19 protein-coding genes and 1 other RNA gene are annotated in these 26,225 nt (G+C 73.6%); 16 read left to right on the plus strand and 4 right to left on the minus strand.

Annotation, left to right across the window (positions count from 1 at the left end):
• Position 1: 1 nt before the first annotated feature.
• On the minus strand, positions 2-1,342 hold the full coding sequence (locus AB0I82_RS34190; protein WP_363261379.1) for an ABC transporter substrate-binding protein: 1,341 nt from the start codon (positions 1,340-1,342) through the stop codon (positions 2-4).
• A gap of 167 nt (positions 1,343-1,509) precedes the next feature.
• The gene (locus AB0I82_RS34195) at positions 1,510-5,196 is read right to left on the minus strand and encodes an FHA domain-containing protein (protein WP_363261380.1); all 3,687 of its coding nucleotides are present in this window, start codon (positions 5,194-5,196) and stop codon (positions 1,510-1,512) included.
• A gap of 538 nt (positions 5,197-5,734) precedes the next feature.
• On the opposite strand from AB0I82_RS34195, the gene AB0I82_RS34200 reads away from it, so the two are divergent.
• The 4 genes from AB0I82_RS34200 (at position 5,735) to AB0I82_RS34215 (ending at position 11,359) form a co-directional block, all read left to right on the plus strand.
• On the plus strand, positions 5,735-7,432 hold the full coding sequence (locus tag AB0I82_RS34200) for a serine/threonine-protein kinase (protein ID WP_363261381.1): 1,698 nt from the start codon (positions 5,735-5,737) through the stop codon (positions 7,430-7,432).
• A gap of 251 nt (positions 7,433-7,683) precedes the next feature.
• Positions 7,684-8,940 carry a serine/threonine-protein kinase gene (locus tag AB0I82_RS34205; RefSeq protein ID WP_363261382.1) on the plus strand — a complete coding sequence of 419 codons (1,257 nt, stop codon included), beginning with the start codon at positions 7,684-7,686 and terminating at the stop codon, positions 8,938-8,940.
• Between the two features lie 140 nt (positions 8,941-9,080).
• Positions 9,081-10,193 (plus strand): peptide chain release factor 2, encoded by a 1,113-nt coding sequence (gene prfB / locus AB0I82_RS34210; protein WP_363261383.1) that lies wholly within the window; start codon positions 9,081-9,083, stop codon positions 10,191-10,193.
• A 311-nt stretch (positions 10,194-10,504) separates the two neighbouring features.
• Positions 10,505-11,359, plus strand: a complete 855-nt coding sequence (locus tag AB0I82_RS34215) for a hypothetical protein (RefSeq protein ID WP_363261384.1) — start codon at positions 10,505-10,507, stop codon at positions 11,357-11,359.
• 136 nt (positions 11,360-11,495) lie between these two features.
• Here the strand turns inward: AB0I82_RS34215 and AB0I82_RS34220 are convergent, their stop codons facing one another.
• Entirely contained in the window at positions 11,496-11,705 is a 210-nt protein-coding gene (locus tag AB0I82_RS34220) for a hypothetical protein (RefSeq protein ID WP_363261385.1), read from the minus strand.
• Between the two features lie 306 nt (positions 11,706-12,011).
• Here AB0I82_RS34220 and ftsE point away from each other — a divergent pair, with 306 nt between their 5' ends.
• From ftsE to ssrA, 5 genes are all read left to right on the plus strand, one after another.
• Complete coding sequence (gene ftsE, locus AB0I82_RS34225; RefSeq protein WP_363261386.1) at positions 12,012-12,701, plus strand: cell division ATP-binding protein FtsE; 690 nt, start codon at positions 12,012-12,014, stop codon at positions 12,699-12,701.
• Between the two features lie 32 nt (positions 12,702-12,733).
• Positions 12,734-13,645 (plus strand): permease-like cell division protein FtsX, encoded by a 912-nt coding sequence (ftsX, locus tag AB0I82_RS34230; RefSeq protein ID WP_030250383.1) that lies wholly within the window; start codon positions 12,734-12,736, stop codon positions 13,643-13,645.
• A gap of 67 nt (positions 13,646-13,712) precedes the next feature.
• Positions 13,713-14,933 (plus strand): S41 family peptidase, encoded by a 1,221-nt coding sequence (locus AB0I82_RS34235; RefSeq protein ID WP_363261387.1) that lies wholly within the window; start codon positions 13,713-13,715, stop codon positions 14,931-14,933.
• An 18-nt stretch (positions 14,934-14,951) separates the two neighbouring features.
• Complete coding sequence (gene smpB, locus AB0I82_RS34240) at positions 14,952-15,467, plus strand: SsrA-binding protein SmpB (RefSeq protein ID WP_363261388.1); 516 nt, start codon at positions 14,952-14,954, stop codon at positions 15,465-15,467.
• A 140-nt stretch (positions 15,468-15,607) separates the two neighbouring features.
• Positions 15,608-15,978, plus strand: a transfer-messenger RNA (tmRNA) gene (ssrA, locus tag AB0I82_RS34245).
• 52 nt (positions 15,979-16,030) lie between these two features.
• Here ssrA and AB0I82_RS34250 read toward each other — a convergent pair.
• Positions 16,031-17,290, minus strand: a complete 1,260-nt coding sequence (locus tag AB0I82_RS34250; RefSeq protein WP_363261452.1) for an MFS transporter — start codon at positions 17,288-17,290, stop codon at positions 16,031-16,033.
• A gap of 156 nt (positions 17,291-17,446) precedes the next feature.
• On the opposite strand from AB0I82_RS34250, the gene AB0I82_RS34255 reads away from it, so the two are divergent.
• The 7 genes from AB0I82_RS34255 (at position 17,447) to AB0I82_RS34285 (ending at position 26,013) form a co-directional block, all read left to right on the plus strand.
• A complete protein-coding gene (locus tag AB0I82_RS34255; RefSeq protein ID WP_363261389.1) occupies positions 17,447-18,418 on the plus strand; it encodes a LysR family transcriptional regulator in 972 nt (323 codons plus the stop codon).
• A 147-nt stretch (positions 18,419-18,565) separates the two neighbouring features.
• Positions 18,566-19,927, plus strand: a complete 1,362-nt coding sequence (locus AB0I82_RS34260; protein WP_363261390.1) for a nitrate/nitrite transporter — start codon at positions 18,566-18,568, stop codon at positions 19,925-19,927.
• A gap of 214 nt (positions 19,928-20,141) precedes the next feature.
• Positions 20,142-21,338, plus strand: a complete 1,197-nt coding sequence (locus tag AB0I82_RS34265) for a uroporphyrinogen-III synthase (protein ID WP_363261391.1) — start codon at positions 20,142-20,144, stop codon at positions 21,336-21,338.
• A 123-nt stretch (positions 21,339-21,461) separates the two neighbouring features.
• Complete coding sequence (locus AB0I82_RS34270; RefSeq protein WP_223736592.1) at positions 21,462-22,055, plus strand: ABATE domain-containing protein; 594 nt, start codon at positions 21,462-21,464, stop codon at positions 22,053-22,055.
• A 126-nt stretch (positions 22,056-22,181) separates the two neighbouring features.
• Complete coding sequence (locus tag AB0I82_RS34275; protein WP_107053983.1) at positions 22,182-22,721, plus strand: sigma-70 family RNA polymerase sigma factor; 540 nt, start codon at positions 22,182-22,184, stop codon at positions 22,719-22,721.
• On the plus strand, positions 22,718-23,479 hold the full coding sequence (locus AB0I82_RS34280) for a zf-HC2 domain-containing protein (protein ID WP_363261392.1): 762 nt from the start codon (positions 22,718-22,720) through the stop codon (positions 23,477-23,479). The genes AB0I82_RS34275 and AB0I82_RS34280 overlap by 4 nt, the downstream gene beginning before the upstream one ends.
• Before the next feature lie 89 nt (positions 23,480-23,568).
• Positions 23,569-26,013: a UvrD-helicase domain-containing protein gene (locus AB0I82_RS34285; RefSeq protein ID WP_363261393.1), complete on the plus strand. Its 2,445-nt coding sequence runs from the start codon at positions 23,569-23,571 to the stop codon at positions 26,011-26,013.
• Positions 26,014-26,225: the final 212 nt, after the last annotated feature.

Consider the following 26,225-nt stretch of genomic DNA (forward strand, 5'->3'; position numbering starts at 1 on the left):
ATCAGTTCCCGAACGACTTGGCGGCGTCCTTCTCCAGCTGCGCCTGGGTCCCCGCGACGTCCTTCGGGTTCTTCAGGAAGTCCTGCAGCGCCTTCCACTCGCCCTGCCCCGGCTTGCCGCCGAAGGACGCCGGGGCCTGGTCGGACATGTCGAAGCGGAAGTCGTCACCGGCCGCGACCAGCGCCTTGCCGATCTCCCGGAACACGGCGTTCGGATACACCGCCGGGTCCAGCTTCTTGTTCGCGGAGACGAAGCCGCCCTGCCCCGCCCAGATCCGGGCGGCGTCCGGGGACGCCAGGAAGGTCAGCAGCGCCTGCGACGCCTTGTTGTCCTTCAGCGCCACCGCCACGTCCCCGCCGGTCACCACCGGCGACTCCTTGCCGACCGCCGGGAACGGGAAGACCTTGGCGTCCGTACCGACCTTCGCCTTGGTCTGGCCGATGTTGGCGGCGGCGAAGTCGGCCGAGGAGACCATCGCGGCCTTCGGCTCCTCCTTGAACGTCTGCGTCACCGACTGCGGGAACGCCGTCTGCAGCGCACCCGCGTTGCCGCCCGCGAGCAGTCCCTTGGCACCGAAGAGCGAGCCGAGCGTGGTCAGCGCCTGCTTCACCGACGGGTCGGTCCACTTGATCTCGTGCTTGGCCAGCTGGTCGTACTTCTCCGGGCCTGCCTGCGAGAGGTAGATGTTCTCGAACCAGTCGGTGAGCGTCCAGCCGTCCGCGCCGCCCACCGAGACCGGCTCCACGCCGGAGTCCGCGAGCGTCCTGGCGGTCTTCAGGAAGCCCTTCCAGTCCTTGGGCTCGGACACCCCCGCGTTCTCGAACGCCTGGGTGTTGTACCAGACCAGCGACTTGTTGCTGGCCTTGAAGTACACGCCGTAGCTCTTGCCCTGATAACTGCCGAGCTCCTGCCAGCCCTTGGAGAAGTTCTTCGTCAGCTCCTTCTCCGCGGCCGGGCCGAGCTGCTTGAGCCAGCCCTTCTTGGCGAACTCCTGCAGCACGCCGACCTGCTGGAGCATCGCGACGTCCGGCGCGCCGCCGCCGGCGACCTTGGAGCCGATGAAGCCGGCCATGTCGTCGCCGCTGGGCACGAAATCGACCTTGGCGCCGGTCCGCTTCTCGAACTCGTCCAGCACCTTGGTGAAGTTCTCCCGCTCCGGGCCGGTCCACACGGCCGTCACCTGGAGCGTCTGCCCGTTCAGCTTCGGCAGCCGGACGGTGGGCGCGCTGTCGGTGCCGCCCTTGCCCTCGTCCTTGCCGCCGCCGTCGCCCCCGCAGCCGGTCAGTGCCAGCGCCCCCACCGCGACAAGTGCCGTTGCCGTACGAAGCGTTGCGTGACGCATCCGTCGCCCTCCCGTTCGCCGTGCGACAGTCCTACCGGCGCCGGGAGGCCCGAGCAATACCGCGTCCGACCTCAACTCCCCGTCGTGACCGGGCCGTTATCGCGGCGAGTAACCCCACTTGTCCGTACGGCGACCGATTCGTTGTACGTCACGGCGCGGTACGCGGTTCACGGCAGGGACCGGGCGGCCTTCTGCAGCGCGCTGGCCAGCAGGGCCAGGTCGGTCGGGCCGTTCCCCAGCTCGCGCAGCGGACGGCGGGCCGGCGGATCGCCCATGCGGTGCCACTCCAGCGGCACGACCGTCGGCCGCAGGGTCGACGTCCGGGGTATCCGGCCCGTCACCCGGCCCGCCTGGAAGGGCGTGGCGGAGCCGTCCGACGCGCGGTACAGCCGCCCGCGCCCGACGGGCAGCGGCTCCTCGGCCGGGTCGCCCTCCCCGCCCAGCCGCGCGCGCAGCCCGGCCCGCTCGGCGGTGGCGGTGGCCGCCGTACGGTCCGGATGGCCGGTCGAGGCGATCAGATGCACGCCGAGCGCGGCGCCCTCCCGGGCCACCGCCTCCAGCGCCCGCACGACCGACCCGGCGGCGGGCCGCCCCGTACTGCCCAGCGCCGGTGCGACCAGCGCGTCGAAGTCGTCGACGATCACGAACAGCCGGGTCATCGGCGACGCGGCCGCGAGCCCCTCGCCCGCCGCTGCCGGGCGCTCGGCCCCCTCGGCACCGGGCGGTGCCTGCGTACGCTCCCGGGGCCGCAGCCGCAGCGTGTGCGTCGCGGGGGTGTCGAGCAGGCCGGACTCCTGCATGCCGGGCGCTGCGGAGCCGGGGACCTCGGCGGCGGCGCCCGCGGCCGCTGCCGTACGGCCCTCGGTGGACCGGCGCGGGGCGACCACCCGGGGCGCCGCCACATGCTTGGCGCGCCACTCCGCGAAGCCCGTGCCGCCCAGTATCTCGGCGCGCCGCTTCAGCTCCGAGACCAGCGCCTGCGCGAACTCCCGCATCCGTACCGGGTCGGAGGCGGCCAGATGCGCGGTGACGTGCGGCAGGTCCGTGCACAGCCGCAGGCCGTCGCCGCGCTCCGTGCCCGCGCCGTCGACCAGGACCAGCGAGAGCAGGTCCGGGCGGTCGGCGGCGGCGAGCGAGGCGGCGATCGAGCGCAGCAGCTCGGTCTTGCCCGTGCCCGGGCCGCCCTCCAGCAGGAAGTGGCAGCCGTCGGCGGCCGGGTCGGCGTACACCGGGCCGTGCGGGCCCGCGCCCAGGACCGCGGCGGCCGCGGGCTCCTCGCTGTCCGCCGCGGCCGCCCAGCGGGCCATCAGGGACGCGGGCGTGGCCCGGGCCAGCCCCAGCTCGTCCAGCAGCCGGGCGCTGTCGGGCAGCGGCACGGCGGCGCTGCGCGTGCTGCGGCGCACCGTGTCGGCCTCGCGCAGCGGCGCCAGGGCGCGCGCGAACCGCTCGGCCCACGGCAGGGAGACCGCGTCCACCGTCGCGACCGTGCCGTTCGCCCCTGCGGCGTACGGCCCGGAGCCGTTCTGCGGGACGCCGTTCACGGCGATGCTGCCGGCCGGGTCCAGCGGCGCCGCGGGCTGTACGACGCGCAGTGCCGTGGCCACGTCACCGCTGAGCACCGCGACCGCGCCGCACTCCCCGAACGCCGGGGACGCGGCACGGGCCGCTTCGTACGTCGCCGTGAGCGGATACAGGGGCGAGGCGGCCGGGGTCTCGGCCAGCGCGAGCACATGGATACCGGCCGACGGGCCGCCCGCCGCCAGCCGGGCCACGGTCTCCCGCAGCCCGGACGTGCCGGGGTCGCCGTCGGCGATCACGAGGGTGTACGGGCCCTGGTGCCGGGCCGCCGCGCTCGCCACCGCCGACCGGTCGGCGCTCGCCCAGCCGGGGCCGAGCGGCCCGTCGTCCAGGCGGCGGACCAGCTCGGCCGTGCGCGCCGCCGCCTGCTCCTTGTCGTACGCCAGCAGCAGCCGGCAGTCCTGGCTGTGCGCCGGGCGGACATGCGGCAGCCAGCCGAGCCAGGACCACTCCTCCAGGCACTGCGCCGTGCCGCGGGCGCGGTCGGCGGCGAGCAGGACGATCTCCAGCGTGCCCGGCGCGTGCAGCGCGGCGAGCTGGGCGATCGCGGCCCGGGCCAGCCCGGCGAGCCGGGGGCGGGGCCCGGCCAGGCCCAGCGAACCGGCCGCGCGCAGCGCGACGGTGACCGGCACCGCGCTGCGGCCGCCGTCGCGGTCGGCGGTGCCGAGCCGGACGGCCAGCGCGTCCGGATGCCCGGCCTCCCGCTCCCACAGCCGGGGGCCGGGGCCGAGCGCGGTCAGCAGGATCGTGGCGGCGTCCGGCCAGCGGCCGTACGCGGCCGGGGTACGGGCATCACCCGGCAGGGCGCCGGGGGCCGCACCGGCCGGGGGCTGCGCATCGGGGCCGTACCCGGCCGCCTGGTGCGCGGCCACCTCGTCCTCGGCGGTGCCGCGCCCGCCGGTCAGCCGCCGCGCCCACGCGCCCCAGCCGCCGCGGCGGGTGGGCTTGCGGGACGCGGCCAGGTCGGCGTCGGGCCCGTCCGATTCGCCGGACGGTGCGTACTGATCCGCCAGCGGCTGCCCGCCGCCGTGGGTCGCCGCGGAACGGGGATCGGGCGCGGGGGTGCCCCGGACGGGAGTACCCCGGCGGCCGGAACCCGGGGCGGGGGTGGCGTCGGCGGGGTGGCTGTCGGCGGGGTGACCGTGCGCGGCGCCCGCTCCGGCGTCGTGCGGCTGGCCGTACGGCCGGTCGTGGGGCTGGTCGTGGTGTCCCACGGCGTACTGGTCCGCCGTGTACTGATCCGCCGCGGGCCCTCCCGCGGCGCGGGCATCGGGGAAGTGGGTCTCGGGGAAGTGGGCGTCGGGGGAGTGCACCTCCGCCGACCGCGCCCCGGCGGCATACGCCTCTGCCCCCGGCGTCCCGGCGGCGTACGGGCCCGTCCCGCGCCGGTCTCCGTACGCGTCCGCCGCCGGGTGCGCGGCTGCCTGTCCGGCCGGCCGGGCGGCCGCCGTTCTCTGCGGACCCGCGACCGGGCTGCTGTCGGCCGAGCCCGCGCGGTCGTGCCCGGGCGCCACCTCGTGGTCGGGCCGCCCGCTGCCGTACGAATCGGGCCGCTCGCCGCCGTACGAAGGGGACGGGCCGGCGACGAGGTCCTCGGCGCCGCCGCCCGCAGGGTGGACGCGGAGCCGGCCCTCGCCGTCCGGGGTGGCGGCGAGGACGGGGTCGGGGGCGCCGGGGGAGGGCTGCAGGCGGAGCGCCGACTCGCCGATCCGGAGCAGCGCGCCCGGCGGCAGCGGCACCGGGCGGTCGTCGAGGTCGGTGCCGTCGACGGCCGTGCCGTTCGTCGAGCGGAGGTCGGCCACGGTCACCGCGCCGTCCGCCGCCACCGTGACCGCGCAGTGCATCCGGGAGACGTCGGGGTCGTCCAGCGGCACGTCCGCATCCGTGGAGCGGCCGATACGGATCTGGCCGCCGTGCAGCAGATGGACACCGCCGGCGTCCGGGCCCGAGACGACCCGCAGCCGGGCGGGACCGGCCGGCAGGCCGTGCGCCGGGGCCGGTCCGGGGCCCTGGAGGGAGAGGACCGCACCGTCTATGAGCGGCGGCTCGCCGAGCGCCGCACGCTGGACGTCCAGCCGCTCCTGCCCGGCGTAGAGCACGACGGGGCCGCTGCCGGCGCCGCCACCGCCGACGTCCGCGCCGGCCCCCGCGACGGCCGCCGCGAGGCTGCTGGCCACCGCCGCGAGCGCCGTACCGGCAGGGGCCGTCACGAGCACGTCGCAGGCCCGAGTGGAGTGGCCGCTGCGCGGCCCGAGGACGGTCAGCCGGATCTGCATCGCCGTCAACGGTCCCTTCCGCCCGGCAATGCGGCGGGGCCCAGTACCTCCCCCCACCACGCCCGGACACGTCGGCACGTACAAGTCCAAGTCCGCGTGCATGCGCACACGTCGCACGCCGCGGCGCAGCGCCCCCGTCCCCACCGCTGCCGTGCTGGAGAGCATCCTCGCACCTGCCACCGACAAGACGCGTGGCGACTGTCGTTCAGTGATCTTGTTCGGTCACCGATGTATGCAAAAGTGGCTGCTTGCGACCCATGATCGGCCAAAGATCGCACCGTGACCGGTCAGCGATCGGCCGCAAGGGCAACCATCCGTACGCGACGGGCGTCTTCCCGGGGAGCCCCGCCGGGTCCCGACCGGACCGGCCGGCCGATCGCGCCCCGGACCACGGGATCCGCCCGGCCGCCGCCGCGAAACACGGCACTATGGTGGGGCGGAAGGGGTCGTGCGGACGACCAGCGGCCTCACATCCCCCACAGCCCGACAGACAGCGCAGATCAGGCAGCTGCTCAGTGACGACCAGGGAGCGCATGACGTGCGGCCGGTAGGCAGCAAGTACCTGCTCGAGGAGCCGCTCGGACGCGGCGCCACGGGCACCGTCTGGCGTGCCAGCCAGCGGGAGACGGCAGGCGCCGAGGCAGCGGTGGCCGGACAGCCCGGCGAGACGGTCGCGATCAAGGTCCTCAAGGAGGAGCTGGCGCACGACCCGGACGTGGTGATGCGCTTCCTGCGCGAGCGCTCCGTCCTGCTGCGGCTCACCCACCCGAACATCGTCCGGACCCGCGACCTGGTCGTCGAGGGCGACCTGCTCGCCCTGGTCATGGACCTGGTCGACGGGCCTGACCTGCACAAATACCTGCGTCAGAACGGTCCGTTCAGCCCGGTCGCGGCCGCGCTGCTGACCGCGCAGATCGCCGACGCACTGGCCGCCAGCCACGCCGACGGCGTCGTGCACCGCGACCTGAAGCCCGCGAACGTGCTGCTCGCCGGGGCCGAGGGCGCCGCCGAGATGCACCCGATGCTGACCGACTTCGGCATCGCCCGCCTCGCGGACTCCCCGGGCCTGACCCGTACGCAGGAGTTCGTCGGCACGCCCGCGTATGTCGCGCCGGAGTCCGCCGAGGGCCGCCCGCAGACCTCCGCCGTCGACATCTACGGCGCGGGCATCCTGCTGTACGAGCTGGTCACGGGCCGTCCGCCGTTCGCCGGCGCGACCGCCCTCGAAGTGCTGCACCGCCACCTCAGCGAGGACCCGCAGCGCCCCGGCAGCGTCCCCGAGCCGCTGTGGACCGTCATAGAGCGCTGCCTGCGCAAGCGCCCGGAGGAGCGGCCCAGCGCCGAGAACCTCGCCCGGGCCCTGCGCGTGGTCGCGGCCGGCATCGGCGTGCACTCTTCGCCCGCCGAGGCCGAGGCCGCGCTCGGCGTCGCCGCGCTGCTCGCGCCCGACCCGGCGCCCGCGCCGGTCCCCGAGACCGGTGCCGCCGACCCCACGCAGGTACTGCCCTCCACCGGGGCGAGCGGCGGCCAGTACGACCCGTCGGCCGCGACGAATGTCATGCCGACCACGGGAGCGGCCGCCGCGGACGGAGCGGCCGGTGCCGCGGCCGCCGGTTTCGGCGCCGACTCCGGACAGCCCCCGGGCAGCGCCGACGCGACGCGCGCCATGCCGCCCGTACCGCCGGGCCCGCCCGGCGGCGACCCGCAGCAGCCCGACGGGCCGCACCCCTGGGAGAACCAGCTCCGCGCCGCCCGGGACCGGAACGAGCAGACCCAGGTCCAGTACCTCAGCCCCGAGGACGACCCGCTGCGCCACCGCCCCCAGCGCCGGCCCGCGCAGCCCCCGCCCTACCAGCAGCAGCCGCAGCAGCCCCCGCAGCAGCAGTACGGCCGGCAGCAGCCGCCGCCGTACCAGCAGCAGCCGCAGCGTCGGCAGCCCCCGCCGCAGCGGTACGAACCGCAGCGGCCGCCGGCCCCGGAGCCGCGCCGCCGCGAGCGCGAGCCGCGCCGGCGCAGCGCCAACCCGGTGCGCATCCCGGGCCTCGGCTGTCTCAAGGGCTGTCTGATCATGATCCTGCTGATCGTGGTCGGCTGCTGGCTCATCTGGGAGCTGACCCCGCTCCAGGACTGGATCGGCCAGGGCCGCAGCTTCTGGAACCAGCTCAGCCAGTGGTGGACCGACGTCTCGGACTGGATGTCCACGATCGGCGAGGCCAAGAAGTCGGTGGGCCAGTAGCCGCCCGCCGCACTCGGACCCGCCGGCCCGCCACCCGTCCTCCGGGCGGGCGACCCTGGAGATTTGTCGACATCCCCGCAGATTTTCCGACGGAGAAGTGGCGGTTGGCGGCGTCCGGGGCGCCGAAAGCCCCGCCGTCCGCGTAGTTTTGTCGCCAGCATCGGCCCCGGGCGCCCCGCGCCCCGGGCCGCGGCCCCCGCGCATCCGCGCCGCGGGCCGTCACCTGTCGGACAAGACCCGTCGGAGCAGTCTTGGCACGGAAGATCGGCAGCCGGTACACCGCCCACCAGATCCTCGGTCGCGGCAGCGCCGGCACGGTGTGGCTGGGCGAGGGCCCCGAGGGGGCCGTGGCGATCAAGCTGCTGCGCGAGGACCTCGCCTCCGACCAGGAGCTGGTCGGCCGCTTCGTACAGGAGCGCGCAGCGCTGCTCAGCCTGGACCACCCGCGCGTGGTCGGCGTCCGCGACCTGGTCGTCGACGGCAACGACCTGGCCCTGGTGATGGACCTCGTACGGGGTACGGACCTGCGCACCCGGCTGGACGCCCAGCGCCGGCTGGCCCCGGAGGCCGCGGTCGCCATCGTGGCCGACGTCGCCGAGGGCCTGGCCGCCGCGCACGCGGCCCGCATCGTGCACCGCGACGTGAAGCCCGAGAACGTCCTGCTCGACATGGAGGGCCCGCTCGGCCCGGGCGGCGCCCACCCCGCCCTCCTCACCGACTTCGGCATCGCCCGCCTGGTCGACTCGCCGCGCCGCACCCGCTCCACCCGGGTCATCGGCACCCCCGACTACCTCGCCCCCGAGATCATCGAGGGCCTCCCGCCCCGCGCGTCCGTGGACGTGTACGCGCTGGCCACGGTCCTGTACGAGCTGCTCGCCGGCTTCACCCCCTTCGGCGGCGGGCACCCCGGCGCGGTGCTGCGCCGGCACGTCACCGAGCGGGTCGCGCCGCTGCCCGGCATCCCGGACGAGCTGTGGCAGCTGCTCGTCCAGTGCCTGGCCAAGGCCCCCGCCTCCCGGCTCCGCGCCCCCGAGCTGGCGGCCCGGCTGCGCGAGATCCTGCCGTCGCTGGCCGGCATCCCGCCGCTGGACATCGACGAGCCGGAGAGCGAGGAGGAGACGGACGAGGCGGCCGGGCAGGACGCGGTCCGCGAGGACGGCCCGTACCACCCGGCGGCGCCCGAGGACGGCGGCCGGGTCCGCGGCGCGGTCCCGCTGGTCCACGGCGCGGCCCCGGACTCCAACCGGGACACCCACACGAGCATGCGCGTACCGGGCCCGGACGAGCTGGCCGGCGGCGCCCACGGCACGGCCCGCACCCCCCGCGCGCCGGGCGAACGCCGAGCCGGCTCGGCCCGCCACCGAGTACGCAAACGCCGAGTCCGCCTGGGCGTAGCGGCAGCCGGCCTGATCGCCGTCGCGGGGCTCGGCACCTGGCTGGCCTCCGGCGACGACACCCCGGACGACGCCCGCCCCGGCACGGAGCAGACAGCTCCGGACGTGCCGTAGCCCCGTAAGGGGCGCGGGGAACTGCGCGAGCAAGCGAGACGGCGCCGCAGGGGCCCACCGACCGGGTCCGCCAGGGCATCCCGAGGCGGCCGGGTACGGCCAGGGCTCGGGTCGGCTCCCCCAGCCGTTAGGCTGGAGTCGTGGCAGTCGTCGATGTATCCGAAGAGCTGAAGTCCCTCTCCTCGACCATGGGGTCGATCGAGGCCGTCCTGGACCTCGACAAGATGAGGGCCGATATCGCTGCGCTCGAGGAGCAGGCAGCGGCCCCCGACCTCTGGGACGACGTGGAGAACGCCCAGAAGGTCACCAGCCGGCTGTCCTACCTCCAGGGGCAGCTGCGCAAGGCCGAGGAGCTGCGAGGCCGCGTCGACGACCTCGAGGTGCTGTTCGAGCTGGCCGCCGACGAGGGCGACGAGGACACCCAGGCCGAGGCCGAGGCCGAGCTGACCGCGGTCCGCAAGGCGGTCGACGAGCTGGAGGTGCGGACGCTCCTCTCCGGCGAGTACGACGCCCGTGAGGCCGTCGTCACCATCCGTGCCGAGGCCGGCGGCGTCGACGCCTCCGACTTCGCCGAGAAGCTGCAGCGCATGTACCTGCGCTGGGCCGAGCGGCACGGCTACAAGTCGGAGCTGTACGAGACGTCGTACGCCGAAGAGGCCGGCATCAAGTCGACCACCTTCGCCGTCAACGTTCCGTACGCCTACGGCACCCTCTCCGTGGAGCAGGGCACGCACCGCCTGGTCCGGATCTCCCCGTTCGACAACCAGGGCCGCCGCCAGACGTCCTTCGCCGGCGTCGAGGTGCTGCCCGTCGTCGAGCAGACCGACCACATCGAGATCGACGAGTCGGACCTGCGGGTGGACGTGTACCGCTCCTCCGGCCCCGGCGGCCAGGGCGTCAACACGACCGACTCCGCGGTCCGTCTGACGCACATCCCGACCGGCATCGTGGTCTCCTGTCAGAACGAGCGCTCGCAGATCCAGAACAAGGCCACCGCCATGAACGTCCTCCAGGCGAAGCTGCTGGAGCGGCGCCGCCAGGAGGAGCAGGCCAAGATGAACGCCCTCAAGGGCGACGGCGGCAACTCCTGGGGCAACCAGATGCGGTCGTACGTCCTGCACCCGTACCAGATGGTCAAGGACCTGCGGACGGAGTTCGAGGTCGGCAACCCGCAGGCGGTGCTGGACGGCGACATCGACGGCTTCCTGGAGGCCGGCATCCGCTGGCGCAAGCAGCAGGAGCAGGAGAAGTAAGCCGGGTACGCCCGCAGCAACCGTCGCCTCTGGGGCGGCGGTTGCTTTTTTGTTGTGGTGATTTGGTTACAGTCGTACGCCGCCGAGCCCCATAAAGCCCCGCAATACGGTCATCCGTTCTTTATTTGACCTTGACGGCCCGTTGGGATCTGGGAAGGGTAGTGCGCGGCATGCGTACGTCTGGGGCGCGTGTGAAACGGGGAAACGAGCGAACCGCCCGCGCAGCGGGCCGCGAGTCGCGTACCCCCATCGGCCGTCGCCCCGCACAGAAATGCCCCAATGACACATGAGCTACTGGGGGTAGCAACCAGATGACCAAGAAGACGCGGGTGCGCGTGGCGCGCGTTGCGGCTGGTGCGGTGATAGCGCTGGGCGCGTCGCTGACGGTGACGGGTGCCGCTTCGGCGTCCGAGTCGGACCAGTCGGCCACCTCGAACGAGGACAGCGTCGGTATCTTCGGCGGCCTCTTCGGCGGCAACGACGACGGCGGCGCCAGCGGTGGCGACACCGGTGGTGACACCGGCGGCGACTCCGGCGGTGACGAGACCGGCGGCCTCATCAGCGGCGGCGGCGACGGCGGCGAGGACGACGGCGGCGTGATCGGCGGTGAAGACGGCGGCGACACCGGTGGTGACAACGGCATCGGCGGCGGCGTCGGTGGCGACGACAACGGCGGCGTGGTCGGCGGTGACGACAACGGCGGCACGATCGGCGGCGACGACAGCACCGGTGGCGACAACGGCATCGGCGGCGGCGACGGCGGCAACGGTGGCGACAACGGCATCGGCGGTGGCAACGGCGGCGACAACGGCGCCACCGGCGGCAGCACCGGCGGCGACGCCAGCACCGGTGGCGACGCCAGCACCGGCGGTGACGTGAGCGGCGGCGGCGACGTGAGCGGCGGCGACGACGGCACCGGTACCGACAACGAGGGCACCAAGCCGATCGAGCAGCCTGGCGACTCGAAGGAAGACATCGCCAACACGCCCGGTCAGGCCCAGGACACGCCCCAGGGCGGTCAGCAGCAGGCCGGTGGCGAGCTGGCCGAAACCGGTTCGTCCGGTACGACCTTCCTGCTGATCGGTGCGGCGACGATGATCGCCGGTGGCATCGGCTTCCGCATGATGCCGCGCCTGATCAACAAGGGCGGCGCCGCCGCGGCCTGAGGCCCCGGCGCGGCACCGTAAAACGTGCCGCAGCAGCGTGACGTACAGCAAAAGGGCCCGGCGCAACCTGCGCCGGGCCCCTTTGCGTATGCGTCTCGCTCGCGTATCCGTCCAGTCCGAAAGTGATCTCTCAGGATCAGCCGGGGGTCAAGCCACCCGTCGCCAGCAGGCCCACCGCGACCAGCGCCACCAGCAGCGCAACGAGCGCCGCCGGGGTGACCTGCGCGAAGAGCCCGGTCAGGCCGCTCTGCTGCTGCAGGCGCTCCCTGCTGGCCCGGCACACCGGGCAGCGGCCCTCGCTCACGGGGGCCGCGCAGTTGGCGCACACCAGCCGGTCGTACGTCATGCGACCTCCTTATCACCAGCTCCAACGCGCGGGCCGGCGCATTGGTTCCCTCTTCTACTGTGCCAGCTCGCCGGTCCCTCGGCGCGCTTACCGGAATCCTCGCAGCGCACGGCACATTCAGGCCGTGTGCGGGCCCTCGGCCGGAGCCGGAATGTGCTCGTTTTGTCCCCGTAGGTGCCGTGAATAAACGCACCAAGACCGGACGCCGACTGCGCCGCGCCGCGTGGTTCGCGTATGGTCACGCTCACCGACGGGAACCGCAACTCGGCAACCCGTGCCCCTACCCAGGTCGACCGTGGTGCATCAGTGATCCGATTCGACAACGTCTCCAAGACCTACCCGAAGCAGAACCGCCCCGCGCTCAGGGACGTCTCGCTCGAGATCGAACGAGGCGAGTTCGTCTTCCTGGTGGGCTCCTCGGGCTCCGGTAAGTCCACCTTCCTGCGGCTGCTCCTGCGCGAGGAGCGGGCCAGCCATGGCCAGGTGCACGTCCTCGGGAAGGACCTCGGGAAGCTGTCCAACTGGAAGGTCCCGCAGATGCGGCGCCAGATCGGCACCGTCTTCCAGGACTTCCGGCTGCTCCCGAACAAGACCGTCGGGCAGAACGTCGCGTTCGCCCTGGAGGTCATCGGCAAGCCGCGCGGCCAGATCCGCAAGACCGTCCCCGAGGTGCTCGACCTCGTCGGCCTGGGCGGCAAGGACGACCGGATGCCGGGCGAGCTGTCCGGCGGTGAGCAGCAGCGCGTCGCGATCGCCCGGGCGTTCGTCAACCGCCCGATGCTGCTGATCGCCGACGAGCCGACCGGCAACCTCGACCCGCAGACCTCCGTAGGCATCATGAAGCTGCTGGACCGGATCAACCGCACCGGCACGACGGTGGTCATGGCCACCCACGATCAGCAGATCGTCGACCAGATGCGCAAGCGGGTCATGGAACTCGAAAAGGGCCGTCTCGTACGCGACCAGTCGCGCGGCGTGTACGGCTACCAGCACTAAGCGTGTACGGCCCCCAGTACTGAAAGGACGCCATGCGCGCCCAGTTCGTCCTGTCGGAGATCGGCGTCGGTCTCCGCCGAAACCTCACGATGACCTTCGCCGTCATCGTCTCCGTGGCTCTCTCGCTCGGCCTCTTCGGCGCCTCGCTGCTGATGCGCGACCAGGTCAGCACGATGAAGGGCTACTGGTACGACAAGGTCAACGTCTCCATCTTCTTCTGCAACAAGAACGACGCCGACTCGGGCGCCAATTGCGCCAAGGGCGCGGCCACCACGCAGCAGAAGAACGACATCCGCGCCGAGCTGGACCGGCTGCCGATCGTCGAGAAGGTGCAGTACGAGTCCAGCGACCAGGCGTACAAGCACTACAAGGAGCAGTTCGGCGACACGCCCGTCGCGGGCCTGGTCACCCCCGACCAGCTGCCGGAGTCCTTCCGGGTCAAGCTGAAGGACCCGACGAAGTTCGCGGTCATCAAATCGGCCTTCAGCGAGCGGCCAGGGGTCCAGGAGGTCCAGGACCAACGGGACACCGTGGAGCCGCTGTTCAACCTGCTCAACGGCATGAATATCGCCGCGCTGTGCGTGATGGGGCTGATGCTGGTCGTTGCGCTGTTGCTGATCGTCAACACCGTGCGGGTGTCGGCGTTCAGCAGGCGGCGGGAGACCGGGATCATGCGGCTGGTCGGCGCGTCCAGCTTCTACATCCAGATGCCGTTCATCCTGGAGGCCGCCATCGCCGGCCTGATCGGCGCCGCGTTCGCGTGTGTCCTGATCGTCGGCGGCAAGTTCATCCTCGTGAACAACTGGCTGGCGGAGAAGATCCAAGTGATCAACTTCATCGGGTGGGACTCCGTGGTGGCGGTGCTCCCATTGGTCCTGCTCATCGGTCTTCTGATGCCGGCGCTCGCGGCGTTTTTCGCGCTCCGCAAGTATCTGAAGGTGTGAGTTATGCCAAGAGCGCCGTACGGGCAACTGCCCGTACGGCGCTTCTTTCTGGCCTAGACTCACCGGCATGTCGGGCCGATTGCACTTTGTCCGGCCCCGCCGCATCCGCCGCGGGGCGGCCCTGACGTTGGTCTTCGCGAGCGTGCTCGGCACGGGTGCCGCAGCCGGTACCTGGAGCGGCGAAGGCCGAGAAGGGGCGGAGCGCCGGATACCGGTACGTACCGTCGCCGACGACCGCTCCGCCGCGGACGGCACGGCGGACCGCGAGGCCGTCGAGGAGGCCGCCAACGAGGCGCTCAAGGCGGGCAAGTCCGGCAGCCAGGCCGCCGCCGACGTGGTCAGCCGCAGCGGCGACCGCTGGTCCACGGTCTACACCGCGGGCGAGTACGAGGACTTCAGACAGCAGCTCGACGGCGAGTACGTCGGCGTCGGGCTGTGGCTGCGCGAGGCCGAGGGCGGCCAGGTCCGCGTCTCCCGCGTCCGCCCCGACAGCCCCGCGGCGCGGGCCGGCGTCGCGCCCGGTGACGCGCTGCTCGCCGTCGACGGCCACCCCACCCGGCACCGCCCCGTCACCGAGGTCGTGGCCCGGCTGCGCGGCGACGCCGGTGCCGGGCCGCGCGACCGGGCCGCCGCGGCCCCCGGTACGCCCGTCGCACTCAAGATCCAGCGCGCGGACCTGCACTGGTCCATGACGCTGCACCGCGCCCGGCTGCGCACGGCGAACGTCACGGTCGAGCGGCCCGCGGCGCCCGGGGGGATGACCCGGATCAAGGTCGAGGCGTTCGCCAAGGGCACCGGCGAGGAGGTGCGCGAGGCGGTCCGCTCGGCGCCGCCCGGCGGCGTCCTGCTGGACCTGCGCGGCAACACCGGCGGCCTGGTCGGGGAGGCGGTCACCGCGGCCGCCGCGTTCCTCGACGGCGGCCTGGTCGCCACGTACGACGTGCGCGGCAGCCAGCGCGCGCTCTACGCCGACCGCGGCCTGGCCACGAAGTCGCCGCTGGTCGTGCTGGTCGACGGCGGGACGATGAGCGCGGGCGAGCTGCTGGCGGGGGCGCTGCAGGACCGCGGGCGGGCGGTGGTGATCGGCTCGCCGACCTTCGGCAAGGGGTCGGTCCAGATGCCCAGCAAGCTCCCGGGCGGCTCGGTCGCCGAGCTGACCGTCGGCCACTACCGCACGCCGTCGGGCCGCGGCGTCGACGGCCGCGGCATCACCCCCGACATCCCCGCTGACGACCGCGCGGAGAGCCGGGCCAGGACAGTAATGAGTGGCCTCGGAGGCGGGTCGTAGTGCGAAAATGGCCGCACTATGGCTAAGCAGAACGCGAAGACGAAGGCGAAGCAGCAGGCCGCGGAGGCCGGGCGCAAGCTCATCGCGCAGCACAAGAAGGCGCGGCACGACTACCTCATCATCGACACCTACGAGTGCGGCCTCGTGCTCTCGGGCACGGAGGTCAAGTCGCTGCGGCAGGGGCGGGCTTCGCTCGTGGACGGCTTCGTCCAGATCGACGGCGGCGAGGCGTGGCTGCACAACGTGCACATCCCCGAGTACGCGCAGGGCACGTGGACGAACCACGCGGCGCGCCGCAAGCGGAAGCTGCTGCTGCACCGCGAGGAGATCGACAAGCTGGCGTCGAAGTCCCAGGAGACGGGCCACACGATCGTCCCGCTCCAGCTGTACTTCCTGAAGGGCCGCGCGAAGGTCGAGATCGCGCTGGCCAAGGGCAAGAAGGAGTACGACAAGCGGCAGACCCTGCGCGAGAAGCAGGACCGTCGCGAGGCGGACCGCGCGATCTCGGCGGTGCGCCGGCGGCAGCGGGCCTGACCTGCGCGTACGGCCCGGCGAAAGCCCCCGGGAATATGCTGGCACGGTGCCACGTTGTTCCCGTACGATGGCACATGTACCCCGCAGGACGGGGTGCACGGACTCCGCGCGAGCGGGGGCCACGTTTGAAAAATCAACATGGGGATGATCGGTTTCGACAGCGGATGTCGAAGCAGGGGAAGCGAGCCGAGGAAGCGGCAATGATCTCGTTAACCATATGTCGCAACCAATAATCGCCAACACCAAGCGCGATTCCTTCGCCCTCGCTGCCTAAGTAGCGACCTGCGAAGTGTCAGCCCGGGGATGATCCCGACCCGGATCCTGGCATCAGCTAGGGGTCTTATCCACTGAGCCCGGTCACGGGGTTCTGTGGAGACATCAAACAGTGACTGAGCCCGTCGGAGACTTGTCCGCGTGATCTCCGGGGCCGAGAAAATCGCAGCGGACTGCGCTCGGAGAAGCCCTGATTCCGCACCGTTGGACGCGGGTTCGATTCCCGCCATCTCCACCGAACGGAGGCCCCGGCCTCCGGACATCCCATGTGGGCAAAAGCCCCGCCGCCGTCAGGCAGCGGGGCTTTTGTCATGCCGCGCCCCTGGCCGGTGACTCAAGAGCGTCACCGTCAGCGCGAGGGCCGCGGCGGCCGCCGGTACCGCGTATCCGGAGCCGTCCGGGCCCAGGTGGTCCGTGGCCCAGCCGCCCGCCGCCGAGCCGGTCGCGATGCCGGCCAGCAGCGCGGTCACGGCGAGCGTCAGGCCCTCGTTGACCTGGCCGGGTGGCGTCAGGGCCTGTACCCGGCCCATGCCGGTGACCATGGTCGGCGCGGTCGCCATCCCGGCCACGAGCAGGACGCCCGCCAGTACGGCCGGGCTGCCGCTCGCCGCGCCGAGGAGCGGCAGCAGCATCAGGACCGCCATGGCCGCCACGCAGCCGGTGAAGCGCGCCGCGGGCCGCCCGGCGGGCGGCAGCAGCCCGTACAGCAGGCCCGCGGCGCACGACCCGGCCGCCTGCAGCGCCAGGATGCCGCCCGCTGCCGCCCGTACGCCGTGCCCGTCGGCGAAGCCGATCGTGACGACCTCCAGGGAGCCGAAGACCGCGCCCGTGCAGAGGAAGGTCAGCAGGAGCGGCGGCAGGCCGGGGCGGCGCAACGGAGAGCGGGCGCGGTCCTTAAGGGCCGCGCGCGGCGGCTCCGTACGGCGCTGCGCGGCGAACAGCAGCACGCCGGTCAGCAGCAGTACGGCGCCGGTGAGCGTGCCCGCCTCCGGGAACAGCGCCGTGCACAGGAAGGCCGCGAGCACCGGACCGAGCATGAAGCACACCTCGTCCGCCGCCTGTTCGAAGGAGTTCGCGGTGTGCAGGGCGCGCGGATCGGTGCGGAAGAGGTGTGCCCAGCGGGCGCGGGACATGCCGCCGGTGTTGGGCGTGGTGGCCGTGCAGAGGTATGCGGCGAAGAGCGTCCAGGCGGGCGCGTCGAGCCGTACGCACAGTACGAGGGCGAGCGAGCCGGCCACCGCGAGGAGCGCGGCGGGCGGCGCGATCCTGGCCTGCCCGTACCGGTCGACCAGCCGCGCGGTCCACGGCCCGACGACGGCGGTCGCGCCGAGCCCGACGGCGGTGACGGCCCCGGCCAGCGCGTACGAGCCGCGCGACCCGGCGATCATCAGTACCGCGCTGACGCTGAACATGCCCATGGGGAGCCGCGCGAGGAGGTTGGCGGCGGTGAAGGCCCGGGTGCCGGGCACGGCGAAGATCCGGGCGTACGGGCGGAGGAACGGCAGGCGTACCGGGCGCCGGGGGCGGGCGGGAACGGGCGGGGCGGTCACGGGCCGGGAGGCGAGGAAGAGGATCACCCCTTCACGGTCGGGCCGGCGGCCCCGGACCGTCCAACACCTGTTCCCCACGCATTCACCGTTCCCCGTTGTCAATCCGTTGGGCGGACGGTCTCCATCCGGCCACTCCGTCTTTGTCACCATGGGCGCGTGCCCCACGACATAGAGCCGCGACTGCTGCGGGCCTTCACGGCCGTCGCCGACGAGCTGCACTTCACCCGTGCCGCCGCCCGTCTGTACGTCGCCCAGCAGGCCCTCAGCCGGGACATCCGCCGCCTGGAGCGGGACCTCGGCACCGTGCTGTTCCTGCGCACCACCCGTCAGGTGCGTCTCACCCCCGAAGGCGAGCGGCTGCTCCCGTATGCGCAGCGCGTGCTGGCCGCGCACGACGAGCTGTCCGCGGCGTTCCACGGAGGCGCGGAGCACGAGCACCCCCCACTGCTCGTCGACGTCGGCGCGCCCGTGGGCACGGCGCACCGGGTACTGGAGCGGGCCCGGGCGGCGGCGCCCGGCCTGGAGTTCGCCGCGCGCTTCCACAGCGGACTGACCGGCGCCGCCGAAGGGCTGCTGACGGGCTGCCTGGACGTGTCCTTCGGGCGGGTCGCGGGGCTCCCGCGCGGGGTGCGGTCTCGGCTGGCGCACCACCCGGTGCGGTACGAGCCGATGGCCGTCCTGCTGCCCGCGGAGCATCCGCTGGCCGCCCGCGCCGCCGTGCCCGTGGACGCGCTCGCGGGGGAGACGCTGTACACGGGCGCCGGCAACGCGCACACCGCGGAGTGGACCGCCCTGGCGGCGCGCCTCTTCGAAGGGCGCGGCATCCACGCGGCGGCGCCGTACCCGGAGATCGACGGCCCGGCCGAATTCCTCCGTGTCGTACGGAAGCGCGGCTGGTCCGTGCTGGCGAGCGTCGAATTCATCGAGGCGCCCGGGATGGTGCTGCGGCCCCTCGTGGACCCCGTACCGCTGTCCCCGGTGTCGGTGGTCTGGCGCCGGGGGCTGCGCCACCCGGGCCTGGACGCGCTGCTGGCCGCGGCGCGCGAGCTGGGCGCGGCCGGCGGCTGGCTGGCCCGCCCCGAGGGCGCCTGGCTGCCGCCCGAGGACGCCCGGCTGATGGCGGCCTGAGCGCCGCGCAGCGTGCCCTCCTCGGTACTCACCGAGGCACGCCGCGACGGGTGAGCGCGATATTGCGTCGGTGACACCTGGCGGCACCGTGGCGAAACGCGCCGTCCCTAGCTTCGGACCGGGAGACCCCGAGAGCTGGGAGGCGCGATGACGGCGGCACGCAAGGGCAAGCGGTGGATCGAGGAGTGGGACCCCGAGGACGAGGCGTTCTGGGAGCGCAAGGGGGAGCGGATCGCGCGGCGGAACCTGTGGTTCTCCGTGCTGTCCGAGCACATCGGGTTCTCCGTGTGGAGCCTGTGGTCGGTGATGGTGCTCTTCATGGGGCCCGAGTACGGGCTGGACCCGGCGGACAAGTTCTTCCTGGTGGCCGTGCCGACACTGGTCGGCGGCGTGCTGCGGGTGCCGTACACCTTCGCGGTGGCGAAGTTCGGGGGGCGGAACTGGACGATCATCAGCGCACTGATGCTGCTGGTGCCGACCACCGCCGCGTGGCTGGTAATGGAGCCGGGGACGTCGTACCTCACGTTCATCCTGGTGGCGTCGCTCACGGGTGTCGGCGGGGGAAACTTCGCCTCGTCGATGACCAACATCAATTCCTTCTATCCGCTCCGGAAGAAGGGCTGGGCGCTCGGGCTGAACGCCGGCGGCGGGAACATCGGTGTGCCGGTGATTCAGCTGGTGGGCCTGCTGGTCATCGGGACGGCGGGCGCCGCCTCGCCGCACATCGTGCTGGGGATCTACATCCCGCTCGCGGTGGTCTCCGCGGTGCTGTGCGCGCTGTTCATGGACAATCTCGCGCCGGTGAAGAACGACACGGGTGCCGCCAAGGACGCGGCCCGCGACCCGCACACCTGGATCATGTCGGTGCTGTACATCGGGACGTTCGGATCGTTCATCGGGTACAGCTTCGCCTTCGGGCTCGTCCTGCAGAACCAGTTCGCGCAGACGCCGCTGCAGGCGGCTTCGCTCACGTTCATCGGGCCGCTGCTCGGCTCGCTGATCCGGCCCGTGGGCGGCAAGCTCGCCGACCGCTTCGGCGGCGCGCGCATCAGCCTGTGGAACTACGCCGCGATGGGCGCCGCGACCCTCGTCGTGATCTACGCGTCGGCGCAGAAGTCGCTGCCGGTCTTCCTCGTCGGGTTCATCGCGCTGTTCGTGCTGAGCGGGCTGGGCAATGGGTCGACGTTCAAGATGATTCCGGGGATCTTTCAGGCGAAGGCGGTGGGCAAGGGGCTGACCGGTGAGGCGGCCGCTTCGTACGGGCGGCGGCTCTCGGGGGCCTCGATGGGGCTGATCGGGGCGGTCGGCGCGCTCGGCGGGCTGGGCATCAACCTCGCGTTCCGGCAGGCGTTCATGACCGGGGGCTCCGGCACCCCCGCCTTCGTGTCCTTCCTCGTCTACTACGCCCTCTGCCTGGCCGTGACCTGGGCCGTATACCTCCGGCGCCCGGCCCCGGAGCCGCACGCGCCCACCGAAGAGGCGCAGCGCCCGGCATACGCGGAGGTGTGATCCGCCGCACCAGAGGAGTGGCCCCGGCGGGAACGTCCGGGGCCTCCCGGGCGTAACACTGGGGAAATAACGGTGAACCCGGGTCGTCACGGACCCTTGGCAGCATCGGGACCCCAACCGGTCTGTCGGCGCCCAGGGACGGGCGCCCGGAGCCCGGTGCGGCCAGGCCGCCGTTGAGCCGGCGCACAACACTGCGAAGCGGGACGAGAGCCACATGCACGACGGACAGCGAAACGAGCTACAGGACGACAGCGGGGCGCGTCAGCAGGGCGGCGAGCGCGGCGGCGGGCTGCCGCTGGCCGGGTTCACGGTCGGGGTGACCGCGGCCCGCCGCGCCGCCGAGCTCGGCACGCTGCTGGAGCGCCGCGGCGCCGAGGTCGTGCACGCGCCCGCGCTGCGCATCGTGCCGCTCACCGACGACGCCGAGCTGCTGGCCGCCACCAAGCAGCTCATCGACGACGCGCCGGACATCGTCGTGGCCACCACCGCCATCGGCTTCCGCGGCTGGGTGGAGGCCGCCGAGGGCTGGGGCCTGGGCACGCCGCTGCTGGCGCGGCTGGGCGGCGTGGAGCTGCTCGCGCGCGGCCCGAAGGTGCGCGGCGCGATCCGCGCGGCCGGCCTCACCGAGGAGTGGTCGCCCGCCTCGGAGTCCATGGCCGAGGTGCTGGACCGGCTGCTGGCGGAGGGCGTGGACGGCAAACGGATCGCGGTACAGCTGCACGGCGAGCCGCTGCCCGGCTTCGTGGAGTCGCTGCGCGCCGCGGGCGCCGAGGTGGTCGGCGTCCCCGTCTACCGCTGGATGCCCCCGCAGGACATCGGCCCGGTCGACCGCCTCCTGGACGGCATCCTCGCGCGCACGGTGGACGCGGTGACGTTCACCAGCGCCCCGGCCGCCGCTTCGCTGCTGCGCCGCGCCGAGGAGCGGGGCGTCCGGGGCGAGGTGCTGGACGCGCTGCGGCACGACGTACTGCCCGCGTGCGTCGGCCCGGTGACCGCGCTGCCCCTGGAGAACGAAGAGGTCGCCACGGTCCAGCCGGAGCGCTTCCGGCTGGGCCCGCTCGTACAGCTGCTCTGCCACGAACTGCCGGGCCGGGTCCGCCCGTTGCCGGTCGCCGGGCGCCGCGTGGAGATCCGTGGGCATGCGGTCCTCATCGACGGCGAGCTGCGGCCCGTGCCGCCCGCCGGCATGTCGCTGCTGCGTGCGCTGGCCAAGCGGCCCGGCTGGGTGGTCTCGCGCGGCGAACTGCTGCGCGCGCTGCCCGGCGCGGGCCGCGACGAGCACGCGGTGGAGACCGCGATGGCCCGGCTGCGGGTCGCGCTGGGCGCGCCGAAGCTGATCCAGACGGTGGTCAAGCGCGGCTACCGACTGTCCCTGGACCCGCACGCGGAGACCAAGTACGCGGACGCGTAAGGGCGTTGACCGCACCGGCGGGCCGGGGCCGCCACGTACGAGAGCACGGTACCGAGGGTTCCGGCCGGGCGCCGGGCCGGGCACTCTGGAGGGAGACGTTGTCCCCGAAGGAGTGACAGGCACATGGCGGCCCCCTACGACCTGCGGTTCGACTGCGGGCGGATCTGCCTGGACCTGGTGGCCACGGCCGGCGAGCCGCCGGCCGAACGGCTCCTCGGCCCCGACCACTTGCGGGCCTGGCTCATCGGCGCGGGCGTCGTCCCGCGCAGCACCCCCCTCGACGCCGTCGACGGCAGCTGGGTCGCGCGCTTCCGGGCGCTGCGCGAACTGCTGCGGCGCATCGTGCACGACGAGATCCGCGGCCGGGCGGCCGACCGCGACCTGGCGCTGCTCAACGCCACCGCCGAGGCCCCGCCGCCGCCCGAGCGCGCCGTACGCGGCGTGGACGGCGTACTGGAGCGCCGCCCGGCACGCCCGCCGGACTGTGCCGGGCTGATGTCCGCGGTCGCCCGGGACGCCGTCGGGCTGCTGACCGACGCGGTGGCCCGCGGCCGGCTGCGGCAGTGCGAGGGCGAGGCGTGCTCGCGGATCTACCTGGACACCTCGCGCGGGCGCCGGCGCCGCTGGTGCTCCAGCGAGGTGTGCGGCAACCGCGAGCGAGTGGCCCGCCACCGCCGCCGCGCCACCCTCGGCCCGGCCTCCCGCGTCACGGGCTGAACACCTCTTGCGCCACCGGTTGAACACCGGAGCCGTCACCCGTTGAACACCGGAGCCCCCGCGTCCGTACTCCCCGGGACCAGCCCGTACGGAAGGCCGTGCGTCCCTATCGACCCGGGAGTGGCGTTGCGCAAGGATGCCGTCGTGGCCGACCGGACGACGCCCGACGAAGAGCTCATGCGGGCCCTGTACGAGGAGCACGCGGGACCGCTCCTCGCGTTCGTCCTGCGGCTGGTGGCCGGCGACCGGCACCGCGCCGAGGACGTCGTACAGGAGACCCTGCTGCGCGCCTGGCGCAACGCCGACCAACTGCAGCGCGCGACCGGTTCCGTACGCCCCTGGCTGGTCACCGTGGCCCGCCGGATCGTCATCGACGGGCACCGCAGCCGCCAGGCCCGCCCCCAGGAGGTGGACGCCGCGCCCCTGGAGACGCTGCCCGCCGCCGACGAGATCGACCGCGCGCTGCGCCTGATGACGATCTCCGAGGCGCTGGCCGACCTCAGCCCGGCGCACCGGGAGGCCCTGATCGAGACGTACTTCAAGGGACGTACGGTCAACGAGGCGGCGGAGGTGCTGCGGGTACCGCCCGGGACCGTACGGTCGCGGGTCTTCTACGCGCTGCGCTCCTTGAAGCTCTCGCTGGAAGAACGAGGAGTGACGGCGTGAACCGCCCCCATCCGCCCGCCGAGCCGGCGGACCACACCGACGTCGGGGCCTACGCGCTCGGCGTCCTGGACGCCGCCGACGCCGCCCGCTTCGAGGAGCACCTCGCGGGCTGCGACCGCTGCGCCGCCGAGCTGGACGGTCTGCTGGGCCTGGCGCCGATGCTGGCGGACCTCGCCGACGACGGTACGGGCGCCCCGCCGACCGAGGCCACGCTCGCCCCGACGCCTTCCCGGCGCGTCCTGAGCGGCCTGCTGGGCGAGGTGGCGGCCGTCCGGCGGCGTGGGCGCCGGCGGCGGCTCGCCCTCGTCGCGGCCGCCGCCGCGCTGATCGTCGGCGGCCCGCTCGCCACCCTGGCCGTCACCGGCGACGAGCCCCGGCCGCCGCAACAGACCGCGAGCCCGGCCGAGCAGATGTACGACAGCGGTGCCCGCAAGCACACCGCGGTCGACCCGGTCACCAAGGTCACCGCGGGCGTGACGATGACCGACCGCCCCTGGGGCACCTCCGTCGCCCTCCGCCTCGGCAACGTCAAGGGCCCGCTGAGCTGCTCCCTCATCGCGATCGGCAAGGACGGCGAGCGGCAGACCGTGACCACCTGGGCGGTGCCGTACGGCGGGTACGGCATCGAGGGCGGCAGCACGAAGTGGAGCAGGCAGCCGCTGTACACCAACGGCGGCGCCGCCATGCACCGCGCCGACATCGACCGCTTCGAAATCCGCACCCTGGACGGCGAGCGGCTGGCCGCCGTCGACGTGTGACCGGCTCCTTCGCGCACCTCACAGGTGCGCCCGCGACCTGCTTCGCGTACGGTTGACGGCTGCCCTACGCACAGCAGAAGGGGGCCTGGGTGGCCGCGCAGAACGCCACGCACGCGCCGGAGAACTCCACGCACGCGCCGGATTCCGTAGTACCCGACAGCGACGGCGACTCCGTACGCGCCCGCGAGATCGCGGGCGAGCAGTCGCACCTGGACCGGGTGTACCGGCGCCTGGAGGAGAAGATCGACGAGGCGCAGTTCCTGATGGCCGACGCCGCCAAGCGCGGCCAGGTCGGCACGCCCGGCGCGCTCGCCGAGCGGGACGCGCAGGTCTTCCAGGCCGGCGTCCATCTGCACCGCCTCAACTCCGAGTACGAGGACTTCCTCTTCGGCCGCATCGACCTGCTCCTGGGCAAGGACGGCAAGCGGGGCCCGGACGGCGCGTACACCTCCGTCGAGCCCGCCGACGGCGCGATCACCGAGGACAACCGCGCGGAGATCGCCGAGACGCTGCACATCGGCCGCCTCGGCGTGCTGGACGCGGACTACTCGCCGCTGGTCATCGACTGGCGGGCACCGGCCGCCGCGCCGTTCTACCGGGCCACGCCCGTCTCCCCGGGCCGCGTCGTGCGCCGCCGCGTCATCCGCTCCAAGGGCCGCCGCGTCCTGGGCGTCGAGGACGACCTGATGCGCCCGGAGGTCACCGCCACCCTGGACGGGCAGGAGCTGCCGGCGATCGGCGACGGCGCGCTGATGGCGGCCCTCGGCCGGGCCCGCAGCCACTCCATGCGCGACATCGTCGCCTCCATCCAGGCCGAGCAGGACATGGTGATCCGCGCGCCCGCCGCCTCCGTCACCGAGGTCGAGGGCGGCCCCGGTACGGGCAAGACCGCGGTCGCCCTGCACCGCGCCGCCTACCTGCTCTACCAGGACCGGCGGCGCTACGCGGGCGGCATCCTCATCGTCTCGCCCACCCCGCTGCTGGTCGCCTACACCGAGGGCGTGCTGCCCTCGCTCGGCGAGGAGGGCCAGGTCGCCATCCGCGCGCTGGGCGCCCTCGTGGAGGGCGCGGAGGCCACCGCCTACGACCCGCCCGAGGTGGCCCGCATCAAGGGCTCCTCGCGGATGGTGAAGGTACTCCGGAAGGCCGCCCGGGGCGCCCTGGAGCTGACCGCCGACGCCGCTCCGGCCGCGGAGCCGGACGGCCAGCTGGCCTTCGGCGCCTTCGACGACTCCGGCGACGAGGAGGACGCGGCCCCGGCCGTACGCACCGACCGCCTCCGCGTCGTCGCCTTCGGCGCCCGCATCGAGCTGGACGCCGCCGAGCTGCGCCGCATCCGGCAGGCCGTGCTCGGCGGCACCGCGCCGGTCAACCTGCTGCGCCCGCGCGCCCGCCGGCTGATCCTGGACGCGCTGTGGGCGAAGACCGGCGGGGACCGCCGCTACAGCGACCCGGAGCTGGCCGCCGAGGCGCGCTCCGGCTTCGACGAGGACATCACCACCGAGCAGGACTTCGCCGACTTCCTGGACGCCTGGTGGCCGGAGCTGACCCCGCGCCGGGTGCTGGCCGCGATGACCGACGAGAAGCTGCTGGGCCGCTGGTCGCGCCGGGTGCTGCAGCACCGCGAGGTACGGAAGCTGGCCCGCTCGCTGGGCCGGCTGGACGCGCGGGGCCAGGGCCCGCTGTCCGTCCACGACATCGCGCTCCTGGACGAGCTGCAGCTGATCCTCGGCGCCCCGGCGCGCCCCGCCCGGCCCCGCGAGGCCGACCCGCTGGACCAGCTCACCGGCCTGGAGGAGCTGACCACCTTTGCGGACCGTAATTCCTCCGGGCGCAGCCGCCGCGAGCGGCTCGCGGAGGAGCGTACGGACTACGCGCACGTCATCGTCGACGAGGCGCAGGACCTCACGCCCATGCAGTGGCGGATGGTCGGCCGCCGCGGCCGGCACGCCACCTGGACCGTGGTGGGCGACCCGGCGCAGTCCTCGTGGTCGGACCCGGACGAGGCCGGCGAGGCACGGGACGAGGCGCTCGGCACCCGACCGCGCCGCCGCTTCACTCTCACCGTGAACTACCGCAACCCCGCCGAGGTCGCCGAGCTGGCGGCCCGGGTGCTGGCGCTGGCCATGCCGGGCATGGTCGCGCCGGAGGCGGTGCGCTCCACGGGCCTGCGGCCGCGGTTCGCCGTCGCGGGGGACCGGCTGGGGGAGTCCGTACGGGAGGAGGCGCGCCGGCTGCTGGCCGAGGTGGACGGCACGGTCGGCGTGGTCGTCGCGATGGACCGCCGGGAGGAGGCCCGCGGCTGGCTCGCGGACCTGGGCGACCGCGTGGTCGCGCTGGGCTCCCTGGAGGCCAAGGGCCTGGAGTACGACGCGACGCTGGTGGTCTCGCCCGCCGAGATCGCGGACGAGTCGCCGGCCGGGCTGCGCGTGCTGTACGTGGCGCTGACCCGGGCCACGCAGCGGCTGACGGTGGTCTCCGGCGCCCGCGACGAGCCGGACGCGGACGGGGTGCCGGACCTGCTGCGGGACTGATCCCGGCGGGGCTACTGCAGACATCTCCCGCGACGGGATTCGCTTATGGGGAGGGTTTGTTAGCCTGTAGGTGGCACCGGCCCGATCCAAGCCCCCGGGCCCAACCATCGTCGCTCAGAGCGACCACTTGCCGCGAGGCGAGCATGGCGGGTCGGTGCCACCTGACACTTCAAGAGGAGGCGTCACGGGAGATCCCGTGACGCCTCCTCTGC

Source organism: Streptomyces sp. NPDC050315 (assembly GCF_040655775.1).
Lineage (GTDB): Bacteria > Actinomycetota > Actinomycetes > Streptomycetales > Streptomycetaceae > Streptomyces.